Source organism: Paenibacillus marchantiae (assembly GCF_028771845.1).
In the GTDB taxonomy this organism is placed as follows: Bacteria; Bacillota; Bacilli; order Paenibacillales; family Paenibacillaceae; genus Paenibacillus; species Paenibacillus marchantiae.
In genome coordinates this window covers 5,510,244-5,526,430 of the sequence record NZ_CP118270.1, presented here as the reverse complement: position 1 = coordinate 5,526,430, position 16,187 = coordinate 5,510,244, and the positions used below count along the sequence as shown (strand labels likewise).

The window sequence follows — 16,187 nt, the reverse complement described above, 5'->3', positions numbered from 1 at the left end:
TTGGGGTGACGAGGCACTTTTTTTGTAGACCAGTAGACCGACGAATCTTAATCCGCCTTGAAAATCAGATCCATAAACCGGTTGGCTGCCAGTGAAATTGGCATATTACGCTTTGTCATGATGCCAACATGTGAAGGGGGCAGGGCTACATCCAGCTGAATTTCGAAGAGAGAGCCTTCTTCCAGCTCTTTGGAAATAAATTCACGGGTGACATACGATATGCCCAATCCCCTACGTGCAAATTCGATTAACAAATCCACACTGCCGACCTCAATCTCAGGTTTGAGCGTGTAGCCATAGCTGTTAAAAAGCTCCGTAATTGCCATTCGAACCCGGCTGTTTCTGGAGAAAAGAATCAGTTGATGCTCCAGCAGCATTTCCAATGTCATAACTTTATCCTTCAGTTGAGCATAACGTTCGCCCGCGACAAAGCAGTCTTTGAGCTGGATACTTTCCCTGACCTCAAGTTGCGGATCAACGATGGGCATCCGTACAACACCCAAATCAATTTTGCCTTCTTTCAAAAACGTGATGACTTCCGGCGTTGTCCCATGACTTAGATGCAGCTTGATGTTAGGGTAGAGCACATGGAATTCTTCCAGATAGGAAAGCATGTAATGCTTGAACAGCGAATCACTGCCACCAATCCTTAGCTCTCCGTTGTCTAAACTCTTCAATGCAGCCATTTTCTCCTCGGCCAGCGAGATCAGAATCTGGGATTGTTCAATATAGGAATACAAACTCACACCTTCCTGTGTTAACGCAACTCCCTTGGAATTCCGGTAAAACAACGTGAGACCAAAGCTTTCTTCCAGCTGTTTGATGGCGTGGCTGACACTTGGTTGAGTAATATATAGCGCTTTGGCGGCTTGGGTCAAACTTCCTGTTTTGGCAGCCCAATAAAATACCTTATATAATTCATAATTTGTTGTCATAGATATCGTCTATAGCTCCTGTGAAATATATTAATTACTTGTATGGCTATGAAACGTATTATAGTGTAACTACAGCAAAGAAACCAGAGTTACTTGGAAGGAGAATAGTGAGATGGAACCAACGAGCATTATTTTATTTGGTGCGACTGGCGATTTAGCCAAAAGAAAAATATATCCAGCCTTATATAATTTATACATTGAGCAGAAACTTCCGGAATCCTTCTCGCTGATTGGCTTAGGACGCAGAGAATGGTCTGATGAATTCTTTCAGGCACAAGTTGAAAAATCATTAAATGAATTTTCCAGACGCCCTGCTGATCCTGAAGTTGTGAAATCATTTGTGCAGGCTTTCCGTTATAGTGTATTGAATATAAGCCATAAGGAAGATTATATAGAGCTGTTAAATTTAGTGGAACAAAGAGAGGCTGAACTTGGCATTCCATCCAATCGTCTGTTCTACCTTTCGGTTGGTCCAGAATTCTTCGAACCCATTGCAGAGAACATTCAGGGTAGTGGACTTGGATCAACTGAGGGCTGGAAACGCCTTGTGATCGAAAAGCCATTTGGACATGATCTACAATCGGCTCGTGATCTCAATCGCAAATTAAGCGAGGCGTTCACAGAAGAAGAAATTTATCGGATTGACCACTATTTGGGAAAACCGATGGTGCAGCGTCTTGAAACCTTGCATCAAAGCAATCCGATCATGAAGGCTTTGTGGAACAACCGTTATATCTCCAATGTGCAGATCACCGCTAATGAGACTGTTGGCGTGGAAGAACGGGCATCCTATTATGATCATGTAGGCGCCGTGCGTGACATGTTCCAGAATCATATGCTGCAATTGCTTATGATGATGGCGATCCAGCTTCCATATAACAGCACCACGGAAAAAGTCGGTTTGAAGAAAAAACACATTATGGAATCGATTCAGCCACTGCAAAAGCAAAACGTGGGTGCAAGTGTCATTCGCGGACAGTATGCTGCAGGAAACATTCAAGGTAAATCCGTTAGCGGTTATGCAGCTGAACCGGGTGTTGCCGAGAATACGATGAATGATACCTTTATTGCTGCCAAATTGCAGATTGATGACTTCTTCTGGCGCGGAGTACCTTTCTATATCCGTACCGGTAAACGAATGAAGGAAAAATCAACTCGCATCGTCATCGAATTCAAGGAACCATCTGGACAGGCTAACGTGGTTAACGGTTCCAAACCGAACCTGCTTGTGATTGAGATGAGTCCTGACCAGAGCATGACGCTGCAGCTGAATGCCAGCGACCCGCAAAACAAAGGGGAGTTCAAACCTGTTCATATCGATCTGTCACCAGATCGTGAGGATCTGGCCGAGGCTTATGAGAACTTGATTCATGACGCATTGCATGGTGATCCAACGTTCTTTGCCCATTGGGATGAAGTAGAACTGTCTTGGGCTTGGGTACAACCTATTCTGGATGCATTCCAGGAGAATTTGCTCCCACTTCATCTGTACCCTGCGGGAAGTTATGGACCAGCAGAGTCGGATGAGATGCTCGCTGCGGAAGGGCACCACTGGTGGTTTGACCAACCTGCCGATCAGCAGGCTGAAGTTGATATTGAAGTTCCTTTGGCTGTTAATGCAAATCTGTAACATAAAAAAACAATAAAACATATCCCTTGGAGGTAATTGAATATGAAATTTTTCATCGATACAGCAAACTTGGTAGACATCAAAAAAGCATACAAAATCGGCGTCCTGTCTGGTGTAACAACGAATCCTTCTCTGGTAGCCAAAGAAGGCGTGAAATTCGAAGACCGTATTGAAGAGATTTTGCGTGAAGTACCTGAAGTTGAATCCGTATCTGCGGAAGTAACACCAGATGCGATCACAGCTGAAGAGATGATTGCTCAAGCAGACGAACTGATCAAAATCAATAACAACGACAAAAACATCACAATCAAGCTGCCAATGACACTTGCAGGACTGGAAGCTTGCCGATACCTGACTAAAAAAGGTGTGAAAACCAACGTAACGTTGATCTTCACAGTGAACCAGGCGCTGCTAGCTGCTCGTGCTGGTGCAACATATGTATCCCCGTTCCTGGGACGTCTTGATGACATCTCCGAAGATGGTGTGCAATTGGTTGCCAAAGTTGCTGAGCTGTTCCGTACACATAACCTGGATGCACAGATTATTGCGGCTTCTGTAAGACATCCGGACCACGTTACACGTGTAGCAATGGCAGGAGCACATATTGCTACTGTTCCATTCTCCGTCATTGAACAAATCTCCAAACACCCGCTGACAGATCAAGGCATGGAGAAATTCGCAGCAGACTGGAAAAAAACAGTTCAGTAATAACGGATTGTTGATCTGGAATTTTAACCTACTATATATAAAGAGTATTGGGAGGACATAATGAGTAAACAACAGATCGGTGTCATCGGACTTGCAGTAATGGGTAAAAACCTTGCCCTTAATATTGAAAGCAAAGGATTCTCGGTATCGGTATTTAACCGTTCCCCGGAGAAAACGAACGATCTTCTCAAAGAAGCCGAAGGTAAAAACCTGACAGGCGCATTTACGATTGAAGAGTTCGTAGCTTCCCTGGAATCTCCGCGCAAAATCCTGATCATGGTTCAAGCGGGTAAAGCAACGGACGCAACCATTGAACAACTGCTGCCACACTTGGACGAAGGCGACATCATCATTGATGGCGGTAACGCATACTTCCCTGACACCCAACGCCGCAGCAAAGATCTGGAAGCCAAAGGCTTCCGCTTCATCGGTGCAGGTGTATCCGGTGGGGAAGAAGGCGCTCTGAAAGGTCCGGCAATCATGCCAGGCGGACAAGAAAGTGCGTATGCGCTCGTTGAACCCATTCTGACAGCCATTTCCGCTAAAGTAGGCGACGATGCTTGCAGCACATATATCGGACCAGATGGTGCCGGACACTATGTGAAAATGGTGCACAATGGTATCGAATACGGTGATATGCAGTTGATCGGAGAAGCGTATCATTTGCTCAAATCCGTGCTGAATGTTTCCGTTGAAGAATTGCATGCAATCTTCTCTGAATGGAACCAAGGCGAGCTGGATAGCTACCTGATTGAAATCACGGCAGACATCTTCTCCAAATACGATCCGGAAACCGGCAAACCAATGGTTGATGTCATTCTGGATGCAGCTGGACAAAAAGGAACAGGCAAATGGACGAGCCAAAGCGCGCTGGATCTCGGCGTACCATTGTCCATGATTACGGAATCCGTATTCTCCCGTTTCCTGTCTGCAATGAAAGACGAACGCGTAGCAGCAAGCAAAATTTTGAACGGACCAGCAACTGAAGCATTCTCTGGCGACAAAAAAGCGTTCATCGAAAATGTGCGCAAAGCGCTGTTTGCAAGTAAAATCGTATCTTACGCACAAGGTTTTGCTCAAATGCGTGCAGCTTCAGACGAATATGGCTGGGATCTGAAATACGGCAACATCGCCATGATCTTCCGCGGTGGCTGTATCATCCGTTCACAGTTCCTGCAAAACATCAAAGAAGCATATGACAAGGATGCAGAATTGAAAAACCTGCTTCTGGACCCATACTTCCAAAACATTGTTGAATCCTACCAAGGTGCATGGCGTGAAGTCGTGGCAGCTGCGGTAACTCAAGGAATTCCAGTTCCTGGATTCTCCAGCGCGTTGTCTTACTATGACAGCTACCGCACTGAACGTTTGCCTGCGAACCTGTTGCAAGCACAACGTGACTACTTTGGCGCTCACACATTCAAACGTGTGGACAAAGAAGGTTCATTCCACTTCCAATGGATGGACACCAACGAGTAATATGTAATTCGAGATCATTCAGCATTCCTGTGCTCGTTCATGATGTTAGTTAGTCATGAGCGGACGCAGGAATGCTTTTTTATTCAGATGACAGGCTATGGGTCGATGTATCGCCTAATATATGATTGAAATTTAAGTATTCCAAATTGTAATAAATTGTACGCATCTGAGGAATGGAAACAGATGTCCTCACCCCTTTAACTACGTTATACTTGTGCAGATGGACTGGAATTTGGTTAAGAGAAAATTCAGCAATCAACTTATTGACGTGGAGGTTAACGGAGGCATGTTCGTACTTGCAGGCATCTTGTTTTTGGTAGTGTACGGTTTATTAGTGTTTTACATAGGACGGAGCGGATGGAGCTGGATGAAGCCGGTTGTATCTGCGAGATTTCGTTGGTTTTACATCGTTGCGCTCGTATTCCTTTCAATTTCTTTCATACTGGCAAGGTTGTTTGGAAGTATTTCCTTCCTGAGTGTTATTGGTTCATACTGGCTTGCAATCTTTTCTCTGCTGTTATTAATTCTGCCCGTGGTTCATCTAACGCTATGGTTGCTTAGACTAACCCGTATTCCAAGACATTACGCTCATAAATGGGCAGGGGTGGTCACTCTCGTGCTCTTGCTGTCCACGTTGGGCTACGGTATCTATAACGCCTATAGTCCAGTCGTAAGACAATACAGCATTCAGATTGACAAAAAAGTGGAAGGTGTCAACAGCCTCAACATTGTGATGGCTGCGGATATGCACTTTGGCCTGCTGTCCGGCCCTGCTCACGCTAAACGCATGGTGGAAGAAATTAACGCACTGAAGCCGGATTTGGTGCTGTATCCTGGTGATATTATCGATGATAACCTGGATATGTATCTCAAGAGTGGGATTGCGGATATTATTAGCGACATTCAGGCTCCTTACGGGGTGTACGCCTCACTGGGCAATCACGACAAGTATAATGGTCCGATCGAGGATTTGATTGCTGCTCTGGAGAAGAGTAATATGCAAGTTCTGTATGATGATAAAATTACATTGGACGATAAGATTACGCTGATTGGACGGAAAGACCGGACAGAGAAGGATCGTGCAGAAGTAGAGACATTGATGGAGGATACCGACTTGAGTAAGCCTGTGATCATGATGGATCACCAGCCTTATGATTTGGATATTGCGGAGCAAAACCATGTAGATTTGGTTGTGTCTGGTCACACCCATCGTGGTCAGATCGCACCCGCTCAGTTTATTACTAAGGCCATCTACGAGAATGATTGGGGTTATCTGCAAAAAGGGTCCATGCACTCTATCGTGACCTCTGGATTTGGCTTCTGGGGACCTCCGATTCGTACAAGCAGTCGTTCGGAGATTGTACAGATTAATGTGACGTTTCAATAATAATTATCGATATAAATAACAGTGAGCCCTTCGGAAGAAGGGCTCCTATTTGTGCTCAAGGCAGATGAGTTTACCCCAAACGGAAAATATTTCCATTTTGAGTAGAAGACTTCTCCAGTTTGTTTCTGTATTAACATGTACATATTAAGACTGCATACCCTCCAACGTGGAACTGTAGGGAAATATTTCTTGAAAGCAAGACGAAGTAAAATAGCAGTGGTAGCATTTTGGGTTGACACCGTTTTCAGGTTGTGATAGATTATACCCGAGGCTTGTTACCGGTAATGCGGGCAAAACCACTATGGAAATGATTTTATTATTTCTATTTTGGTTTTGCCCTTTTTTAATCCTCAAAAAAAACAGGTGGGTCCATAATGATTATTAAACAGATATTTAATAACAATATTGTCAGTACCGTGGATGACAAAAACCAGGAACTGCTGATCCTCGGCCGGGGTATCGGGTTTAAGTTCAAGGCAGGCGATGAGATTGATGAAGAACGGATTGAGAAAGTATTCCGGCTTCAGGATGCATCGATCTATGAGAAGTTCAAGTCCATCGTCACGGAAGTGCCGATTGAAATTCTGCAGGCGACAGATGATATTGTGACACTGGCACGTACGCAATTGAACAAAACCATCAGTGACGGGATTTATGTCTCACTGTCGGATCACATTCATTTTGCTGTCCAGCGCCTGGAAAAGGGAATGATTACACGCAATCCGCTCTCCTGGGAAGTGCAGCATTTCTACAAGGCCGAGTTCGACGTGGCCCGGGAAGCGCTCACCCTGCTGAAGGAAAGACTGGATGTGGAGTTTCCGAAGGATGAAATATGCAACATAGCGCTGCATTTCATCAATGCGGAAGTCAATGATTCCATGAACGATGTGACTCATTTGATGCAGCTGCTTCAAGAGATCATGAACATTATCAAATATCACTTCAATGTCGAATTGGATGAAGATAGCGTCAACTATTTCCGTTTCATTACTCATTTGAAGTATTTCTGCCAACGGGTAATTACTCACTCGTCACATGACGATGCGGAGGAGTATTTATACGAGGTTGTACGGAAAAACTATCCCGAAACCTTCAAATGTATCGGCAAGATTGAGACTTTTATCCATAAGAACTATCAGTATGATATGACGCATTCGGAACAGTTGTATCTGACCCTTCATCTGGAGCGGTTAATGAAACCGAAGCGTGACCAATGAAATATCAGCACATGAACCAGAACCTAACTAAATATCAAATGGGCTTGTTACTGTTCAGTCAGGCAATACCCGAATGAATGGCACGTAGAAGACGTGGCTATTTGTTCGGGTATTTTTTATTGGAAAAATGAGGAGGGAATGATCATGAAACATCAGGAAACGGCACAGGAAATCATCAAAGCCGTTGGGGGAACAAACAATATCAACTCAGTGTATCATTGCGTCACACGACTGAGATTTGATCTGAAAAATAACGATAAAGTGGATAATAATTCACTTAAGAAACTGGATAAAGTCATGGGAACAAATATCTCAGGAGATCAATTCCAGGTGATTATCGGGAATGATGTGTCCAAAGTATTTGATGCTATGGTGAAGGAACATCCGGCAATACAGCAAAGTACAGAAAATAAACAGCCTAAACCGGAAAAAAGTAAAAATGTAATTCTTAATATTTTTGAGACGATTGCGGGTGTCTTTGCACCAATGCTTCCAGCGATTACAGCTGCGGGTATGCTCAAGGGATTGCTTGCATTATTCGTATCCCTGGAGTGGATGTCAGCAGGCACTGACACGTACCGTATCCTTTCCGCCATTGGGGATGGCGTATTCTACTTCCTTCCGCTGCTAATCGCAGTTAGTGCCGCTCGTAAATTCGGCAGTAATCCGTTTGTAGCCATTGCGCTAAGTACTGCGCTGATGTATCCCGATATGGGCGCATTGCTATCCAGCGGTGAATCGGTTGCGTTTATTGGTATTCCGGTAACGGCTGTCAGCTATGCCTCATCGGTTATTCCGATTTTGCTTGCCGTATGGCTGATGTCTTATGTTGAGAAATGGGTTGACCGCGTTATTCCAGCAGCATTGAAGTTGCTGCTTGTGCCACTGATTACCTTGCTTGTTATGGTTCCGGTAACACTGATTGCGATCGGTCCACTGGGAACATTTGTAGGTAGCGGCTTGTCCGGTGGTATTAACTGGCTGCTGAACGAAGGCGGATTAATTGCAGGGATTGTTCTGGGCGGCGCGATGGCGCTCATTATTATGACAGGTATGCACTATGCGCTCGTACCGATCATCCTGAGCAATATTGCTACATTAGGCTTCGATAAATTCTTGCCACTGACGTTCATCTCCAATATGGGACAGGCAGGAGCGACGTTAGGCGTATTCTTCCGTGCAAAAGACAAAAAGCTTAAAACCGTTGCATTGTCCACCAGCTTCACAGCTCTGATGGGTGTAACCGAGCCAGCCATGTACGGCGTAAACATGAAATATAAAAAACCGTTTGCCGCTGCGATGATTGGTAGTGCAGTGGGTGGCGGATTCGCGCTTGCTTTTGGAGCCAAAGCTTATGTGCTTGCAGGTAACGGTGGTCTCCCGGGTCTGCCATCCCTGATCGGACAAACCTTCTGGTACTCCTTTGGCGGTATGATTCTTGCCTTTGTCGTGGGTGCAATTATGTCAACTGTGTTCGGGATCAAGGAAGAAGAGGGCGATGCCGAGGCATTGGCTCAATTCTCACCAGGCGCTTCTACGACACCAGCGGCAGCACCTTCCAACAATGCTGCAACTGTGAACGTGGACGATATGGGGGCTCCAACACCAACAAGTGATGCGGTAGCCATCGCACCGATGACGGGTAAAGCGATTGCACTCAAAGAAGTTAATGATCCAACGTTTGGCGATGAATTGATGGGTAAAGGTGTGGCATTTGTTCCAACGGTTGGCGAACTGGTGTCACCAGTTACAGGTACCATCATGAATGTGTTCAAAACGAAACATGCGATCGTGGTCCGCAGTGATAACGGAATGGAGCTTCTGATCCATGTGGGGATCAACACTGTGAAACTGCGCGGTCAGTATTTTGAGGCCCATGTCGCTACGGGAGCACGTGTACAGGCCGGAGATAAGTTACTCACGTTTGAACTTGATCAAATCTCCAAGGAATATGACATTACAACGGCGATGGTCGTTACGAATACAGCAGATTACAAGCAGGTTCTGCCTGTGAAATTGGGTGCAATTACAATCGGTGAAGAAGTATTGAAAGCTGAAATTTAAAGTCTAAAGACGAACTTAAGAAGAAATAGACGACATCAATAAGAAGAGGAGAGATACGCATGATCAATCGACAAGGGTTTCCAGAAGGTTTTTTGTGGGGCGGCGCAATTGCTGCCAACCAGGCTGAAGGTGGATTTGATGCAGGGGGCAAAGGTTGGTCCACAGCGGATATGGTTCCTTATTTTGAGAAAAAGGATTACACCAACCTTAGAGAACTGATGCACGTGACCAGTGCAACGGTTGAGAAAGCGATGGCTCACCACAGTGCGAAGGGATACCCGAAGCGTTACGGTATTGATTTCTATCACCGCTTCAAAGAGGACATTGCGTTATTCGCCGAGCTGGGCTTCAAGACATTCCGTCTTTCCATCAACTGGCCGCGTATTTTCCCGAACGGGTACGACGCAGAGCCGAATGAAGAAGGATTGCGTTTCTATGATGAAGTATTCGACGAATTGCGTAAACACAATATCGAACCTCTCGTGACGCTCTCTCACTATGAAATGCCGATGTCATTGGTATTGAATTACAACGGCTGGGCAGGTCGGGAAGTTATCGGACATTTTGTAAAATACGCCGAGACCGTAATGAATCGCTACAAAGACAAGGTGAAATACTGGCTGACGTTTAATGAGATCAACACAACCATTATTGAGCCATTCACGGGTGGAGGCATCATTGAAGATCGTGTCGATAATGTGATGCAAGCTTCCTATCAAGCACTTCACCATCAGTTTGTTGCCAGCAGTCTGGTAACGCAGAAGGCGCGTCAGATTAACCCGGACTTCCAGATTGGCTGTATGCTTGCGCGCATGATTCACTACCCGGCCACGTCGAAGCCGGAGGATGTATTGCAAGCTCAGATCGATAATCAGCTGAACCTGCTGCATACTGATGTACAAGTGCGAGGAAGTTATCCAACCTTTATGGCTCGTTATTGGGCTGAACATGACATTTCCATTGCGATGGAAGCAGGAGACGAAGCGATCATGAAAGAGCATACGGTTGATTTCATCTCGTTCAGCTATTACACATCGCTGGTATCCGCAGTGAATCCGGAGGAATATGGGGTAACTGGAGGCAACCTGTACAGCACGATTAAGAACCCGAACCTGGAGCGTACAGAATGGGGCTGGCAGCTTGATCCGATCGGACTTCGTGTGGCGCTAAAAGAGCTGTATGATCGTTATCAATTGCCATTGTTTGTCGTGGAAAACGGACTTGGGGCCAAGGATACCGTAGAGGCCGATGGTTCCATTAATGATGATTATCGGATAGATTATCTGAGAAAACATATTACACAAATGAAAGAAGCAGTCATGGATGGGGTAGACCTTATGGGTTATACCAACTGGGGTGCGATTGATATCATCAGTGCGTCCACTTCGGAAATGTCCAAGCGTTATGGCGTAATCTACGTCGATCAGGACGACAACGGACAAGGCACATTGAATCGCTATAAGAAAAAGAGCTTTGGTTGGTATCAGAACGTCATCGCTACGAATGGCGAAGATTTGGGTTGATTTCGGGGGCAGTCCTTGCGCAGCAGTTATTGCGGCGCAGGGGCCGCTTTTTATTTTGAGCTCAAAAAGGATAGCGCTGTTACAACGATGATGATATACTGTGATCCTATTGGAGGGGATAAAGATGAAGAAACCTATTATTGCTGTAGATATGGATGACACCATATGTCATCTGGTCAAGCGAGCCATCTATCATAACAACATCAACTTCCCAACCCATCCGCTGCGATATGAGGATATGATACATTGGGACACATCCCATATGCGCCATCCGGAATGTACACATGATGTATTTTACGGTCGGCCAGGGCTGTTTGAGGAACTGGAGATTTACGATGAATATGTAGTAGAAGAGGTGGAAAAGCTCCATCAAGCCTATGATCTGCTAATCCTAACGGCGGCTGAGCCCAAAACGGTTGTGGAGAAGTGGAATTGGCTTCAGAAGCACATGCCATACATATCTCCAGAACAGTTTATAACCTGTAAACGGAAAAACTTGATTAACTTCGATCTGTTAATTGATGATGGAGCACATAATCTGATACCCGCGATGAATGACGGAAAAAAAGTCATCTGTATCCCTCATCCTTGGAATATAAACGAACGGGAGCAGCATCAGTTTCCGTTAATGACCTCTTGGAAAGGTGCAAAGGCTTATGTAGATCGTCTGCTTGAAACAGAACATGCAGATAGCAAGCTTGATTCGCTACAGAGATGATTCCTGGAAAAGGAACGGAAGGCAGGAACACTTAATTCAATGGTTCAGTTCTGAAGTTCCTGCGATAGCTCTGCGGGGTTTCTCCCGTAATTCGTTTAAAGACAGCGTAAAATGAATCTACATCCCGGTAACCTACAAGTTCAGCAATTAAACTGACTTTATGTTGTGAATTCTTCAGCAATTCACAGCTTTTTTGTATGCGCAAATGTTGTAGATAAGCACCAAATGTCCGCCCGGTATGGGTCACGAACATGCGCCCAATATGTCTTTCGCTCCAACCAGAAATACTCACCAGTTCGCTTAGACGGATTCGTTCGTTAACATGTTGGTCCAGGTAATGAAGGATATGTTCCATATCAGTCGCATTTTCCTTCTCTTTGCAGGTAGCTTGATGGATCTGTCTGTAAGTCGTCACGACGAGTTGGCTAACAAGCGTATACAGGATCGTGGAAGAGCCGATTCCCGGAACGGCAGATTCGCGGTACAGTTTTACCATTAATTCTTCCATCCGTTGGCTGTAATCTGTGATGGATACATAAGGAACCCGATTCTTTTCCAGGTCTGTCAGATGGTTTCGAATCTCCTGCTCCTGAATAATAATGGACAGGGTGTGGATCAGTTCGGAATTGAACAGACAGTTATAGATAATGAGTGGATGCTCTGATACATTCGCAGTAGCTGGGCGGAATACATGAGGAACGCCGACTGGAATGACAAATAACATCCCTTTGTGTACCGGAATAATATCGTCACCAATGTGATGAAAGCCCTTTCCTTCTGCCACATAACTATACTCAACAAACTCGTGTGCGTGAAAGGGAACCATAAAATCCTCGGAACATCGGTTCACGAACAGCTTCAGATTATTCTGGAAAAAGGATTCACTCTTGAACAGCTGTATGGTTGGATTCACGGAATAGCCTCCTTAGTTGGAATGACCAGATTACCGGGTTAAACTGTCCTCATTACCGGGTATTTCCGATCACAGAATCGATATAATTATATCGTAACCTTGAATTGGAAAACACGATGGAAAGGGATGTTTCTCTGATGTTGACCGTAAGTCATCTGCGTTGTGAGTATAGAGTAAATCCGATTGGACTAGATATCACGTCACCCAGATTAAGCTGGCATTTGCAATCCGATCACAGAAATTGTGTACAGTCAGATTATCAAATTCAGTTGTCACGGACGGAAGATTTTGCTCAGATGGAGTGGGATTCCGGCAAAAAAAGCTCTGATCAGTCCATTCATGTTGAACTGGAGCACTGGGTGCCCGAAGCACGAACCCGCTACTATTATCGCATTCGTGCCTGGGAACGTGCAGGAGATGAATCAGACTGGTCGGAGACAGCGTATTTCGAGACGGGATTCATGGGTAGTGAAGATGCCTGGCAGGCGGAGTGGATCACAGTCGATCCTTCCTCTCAGCAGGATGAGTCTTGCCCACGACTGCGTACCTCGTTTGAATTGAAAAAGCCTGTAGCTTCGGCCAGAATATATGTGACTGCACTTGGATTGTACGAACTTCATCTGAATAATCAGCGAGTGGGCGAAGCGTACTTCACCCCGGGCTGGACCAGTTATAGTAAGCGGTTGCAATATCAGGTTTATGATGTTACCGATCGGCTTCAGAATGGACAGAATATACTCGGTGCTTATCTGGGAGATGGCTGGTACAAAGGACATTTGGGATGGGAGAAAAAGCAGAAGATATACGGAACGAATGCAGGTTTGCTGCTGGAACTTCATATTCATTATACCGATGGTTCAGAAGAACGTATTATTTCGGATCGAAACTGGAAGAGTTCCCCCAGCGCTATTCGCAGTTCGGACATTTATATGGGGGAAACGTATGATGCACGTATGGAATCCGAATGGCAAGATTCATCCTCAGTCCAATGGTCGCCAGTACGTGTGCTGGATTACTCGAAGGAGATTATTGTTGCACAAGAGAACGTTCCCGTAACGCCAATAGAGCAAATTAAACCTATCGCTTTGCTTACAACTCCACTGGGGGAACGTGTGCTGGATATGGGACAGAATATGGTCGGTTGGGTGAGATTCAGAATTCAGGGTGAAACGGGGCATACGGTTGAGTTGCTACATGCCGAGATATTGGATCATCAGGGTAATTTCTACACTGAAAACCTGCGTGGGGCAACTCAGTGCATTCGTTATACCCTAAAAGGCGGTGCAGTAGAGACGTACGAGCCACGTTTCACATTTCAGGGATTCCGTTATGTGAAGTTGATTGGATTCCCGGATGAGATTCGGCATGAGGATTTCACAGGTGTAGTTCTGCATTCCAATATGGAGCGAACCGGTGATTTCAAAAGCTCCAGTCCACTCGTGAATCAGCTTCATCACAATATATTGTGGGGGCAAAAAGGGAATTTCGTTGACGTACCGACAGATTGTCCGCAGCGTGATGAGCGGCTGGGCTGGACGGGAGACGCGCAGATGTTTATACGAACATCCTCATACCTGATGAATACGGCGCCTTTTTTCACCAAATGGCTGAGGGATCTGCAGGCGGATCAGGGGGAGGATGGAGGCATTCCTTTCTACGTTCCTGATTTGAGAAGTTCCACGTCAGACGGATGGGGGGATACGAATCATTCTTCCGCTGCCTGGGGGGATGCCGCGGTGATCTGTCCATGGACGATCTACGAGATGTACGGTGATGTCAGGCTGTTGGCCGAGCAATATGACAGCATGAAGCGCTGGATTAATTACATTCATGCTCAAGGAGAGAATCCTTACTTGTGGAATACTGGCTTCCACTTCGGGGATTGGCTCGGGCTGGATTCCAAGCCGGACAGCTATATTGGGGCTACAGATAAGGATTTCGTAGCAACTGCATTCTACGCCTATTCTGTTTCTCTAACACGGAAGGCGGCTGAGGTGTTAGGGCAAGCGGAAGATGTAACTTATTTTGATAATCTGCATGACAACATTGTTGCTGCCTTTCAAGATGAATTTGTGACACCTGCGGGCAAACTTGCAGTTCCCACTCAGACTGCCCATGTACTTGCTTTGCATTTTGACCTATTGGATTCTGCAGCTCGGAAACGTACCATTGATCAGTTGGGAAAACTGGTTGCGGACGCTGGAAACCACTTAACCACCGGATTTGTTGGAACACCTTATCTGAATCCGGTATTGAGTGATACGGGAAATCATGATCTGGCCTATACGCTGCTCTTTCAGGAAGACTATCCATCCTGGTTATATCAAGTGACACAAGGTGCAACTACGGTTTGGGAGCATTGGGACGGAATCAGGGAGGATGGCAGTCTGTGGAGTGCAGACATGAATTCCTTCAACCATTATGCATACGGCGCCATAGGGGAGTGGTTATATCGTTATGTTGCCGGAATTAACACAGATGAGCAACAGCCCGGGTTCCGCATCGTACACATCGAGCCCAAACCAGGACCAGGACTGGAGTGGGTCGAAGCGAGTTTCGAGACCATGTACGGTTCTGTCACATCCAACTGGTATCGCCGCGATAATAACGAGATGGAGGTTCGTGTGACCATTCCTGCCAATACGACAGGCACGCTCCTTCTTCCTGGAGCAGATGTACAGACAGTTCTGGAGAACGGAAAAGCTGTGGACCAAGTAGCGGACATTCACGAAATTCAAACGCAGGGATCAGATGTACGAATTGCTCTGGGATCAGGAAGCTATCAATTCACATACAAGGTAATTAAAGCAGATCAGGAAGTGCACGCACAACAGGTGGAATCAGTATAACTGGTGTGCATTAGAGGAATAAGCAAGCAGGATCGTGAACTAATATAATAGCGAAAGCTGGACCGAGTAGAGGATCTGCACACGCAGGTTCTCTTTTTTTTACTTGGACAGAGACATTATGAGTAAGGAGGACGTATTTAGAATGAGCAAAGAAAAAGTTAGACTAGTCAAACCTTCAGCTGAATATAAAGAAACGTATGCAGCATTTTATGAAGACTGGGTTGCAAGCGGAGAATCAATGGTACCGTGGGTCATTTCGAAAGAGCCCTATCCTTTTGAAGAGATGTTAGCTTTTTTGGAACGCAGTGAACAAGGCATCGATATTCCTGAGGGCTGGGTTAGGGACAGTACATACTGGCTCGTGACGGAGAGTGATCGAGTTGTTGGAGTCGTAAATATACGACATGAATTGAATGAGAAGCTGTTCCATAGCGGAGGGCATATTGGTTATGGAATTCGTCCAGGCGAGAGGCAAAACGGATACGGTGCAGAGATCCTCAAGCTTTCCTTGGAAATTACCAAAGATCTTGGGATTCCCAAAGTATTAGTCGTATGTGACGCACATAATGAGGCATCCAGAAGAGTTATTCTTCGTAACGGGGGCATCCAGGATCAAGACTATGTAGAACCTGACGGGAATATCGTTGAGCGGTTCTGGATAAGTAAATAGCTAATGTCGAATAATGCTGAATCTTGTTGTAATTTAACAAAAATAATATAGATCATGATTGTAATACCCACGTCTGCTGATTAAAATAAAGGTT

General features: G+C 45.5%; 12 protein-coding genes. 10 read left to right on the top strand and 2 right to left on the bottom strand.

What is annotated here, in order from left to right:
• Positions 1 to 47: 47 nt before the first annotated feature.
• Positions 48 to 935: a LysR family transcriptional regulator gene (locus tag PTQ21_RS24805; RefSeq protein ID WP_063563125.1), complete on the bottom strand. Its 888-nt coding sequence runs from the start codon at positions 933 to 935 to the stop codon at positions 48 to 50.
• 112 nt (positions 936 to 1,047) lie between these two features.
• Between PTQ21_RS24805 and zwf the strand changes: the two genes are divergently transcribed.
• From zwf to PTQ21_RS24765, 8 genes are all read left to right on the top strand, one after another.
• Positions 1,048 to 2,565, top strand: a complete 1,518-nt coding sequence (gene zwf / locus PTQ21_RS24800) for a glucose-6-phosphate dehydrogenase (RefSeq protein ID WP_274567482.1) — start codon at positions 1,048 to 1,050, stop codon at positions 2,563 to 2,565.
• A gap of 42 nt (positions 2,566 to 2,607) precedes the next feature.
• Positions 2,608 to 3,273, top strand: coding sequence for a fructose-6-phosphate aldolase (gene fsa / locus PTQ21_RS24795; protein ID WP_063563123.1), 666 nt, complete (start codon positions 2,608 to 2,610; stop codon positions 3,271 to 3,273).
• A gap of 60 nt (positions 3,274 to 3,333) precedes the next feature.
• Positions 3,334 to 4,752 carry an NADP-dependent phosphogluconate dehydrogenase gene (gene gndA / locus PTQ21_RS24790; protein WP_064637026.1) on the top strand — a complete coding sequence of 473 codons (1,419 nt, stop codon included), beginning with the start codon at positions 3,334 to 3,336 and terminating at the stop codon, positions 4,750 to 4,752.
• A 286-nt stretch (positions 4,753 to 5,038) separates the two neighbouring features.
• Entirely contained in the window at positions 5,039 to 6,139 is a 1,101-nt protein-coding gene (locus PTQ21_RS24785) for a metallophosphoesterase (RefSeq protein WP_274570567.1), read from the top strand.
• Positions 6,140 to 6,513: 374 nt separating this feature from the next.
• On the top strand, positions 6,514 to 7,356 hold the full coding sequence (licT, locus tag PTQ21_RS24780; protein ID WP_062328359.1) for a BglG family transcription antiterminator LicT: 843 nt from the start codon (positions 6,514 to 6,516) through the stop codon (positions 7,354 to 7,356).
• Between the two features lie 144 nt (positions 7,357 to 7,500).
• A complete protein-coding gene (locus PTQ21_RS24775; RefSeq protein ID WP_072733348.1) occupies positions 7,501 to 9,420 on the top strand; it encodes a beta-glucoside-specific PTS transporter subunit IIABC in 1,920 nt (639 codons plus the stop codon).
• 59 nt (positions 9,421 to 9,479) lie between these two features.
• On the top strand, positions 9,480 to 10,943 hold the full coding sequence (locus PTQ21_RS24770; RefSeq protein WP_274567481.1) for a glycoside hydrolase family 1 protein: 1,464 nt from the start codon (positions 9,480 to 9,482) through the stop codon (positions 10,941 to 10,943).
• Between the two features lie 124 nt (positions 10,944 to 11,067).
• Positions 11,068 to 11,661: a 5' nucleotidase, NT5C type gene (locus PTQ21_RS24765; RefSeq protein ID WP_063563119.1), complete on the top strand. Its 594-nt coding sequence runs from the start codon at positions 11,068 to 11,070 to the stop codon at positions 11,659 to 11,661.
• Between the two features lie 31 nt (positions 11,662 to 11,692).
• Here the strand turns inward: PTQ21_RS24765 and PTQ21_RS24760 are convergent, their stop codons facing one another.
• Positions 11,693 to 12,574: an AraC family transcriptional regulator gene (locus PTQ21_RS24760; protein ID WP_079693973.1), complete on the bottom strand. Its 882-nt coding sequence runs from the start codon at positions 12,572 to 12,574 to the stop codon at positions 11,693 to 11,695.
• 137 nt (positions 12,575 to 12,711) lie between these two features.
• Between PTQ21_RS24760 and PTQ21_RS24755 the strand changes: the two genes are divergently transcribed.
• Together PTQ21_RS24755 and PTQ21_RS24750 are read left to right on the top strand one after the other, a co-directional pair.
• Complete coding sequence (locus PTQ21_RS24755) at positions 12,712 to 15,423, top strand: alpha-L-rhamnosidase (RefSeq protein WP_274567480.1); 2,712 nt, start codon at positions 12,712 to 12,714, stop codon at positions 15,421 to 15,423.
• 142 nt (positions 15,424 to 15,565) lie between these two features.
• Positions 15,566 to 16,093 carry a GNAT family N-acetyltransferase gene (locus PTQ21_RS24750; RefSeq protein ID WP_274567479.1) on the top strand — a complete coding sequence of 176 codons (528 nt, stop codon included), beginning with the start codon at positions 15,566 to 15,568 and terminating at the stop codon, positions 16,091 to 16,093.
• The last annotated feature ends 94 nt before the right edge of the window (positions 16,094 to 16,187 follow it).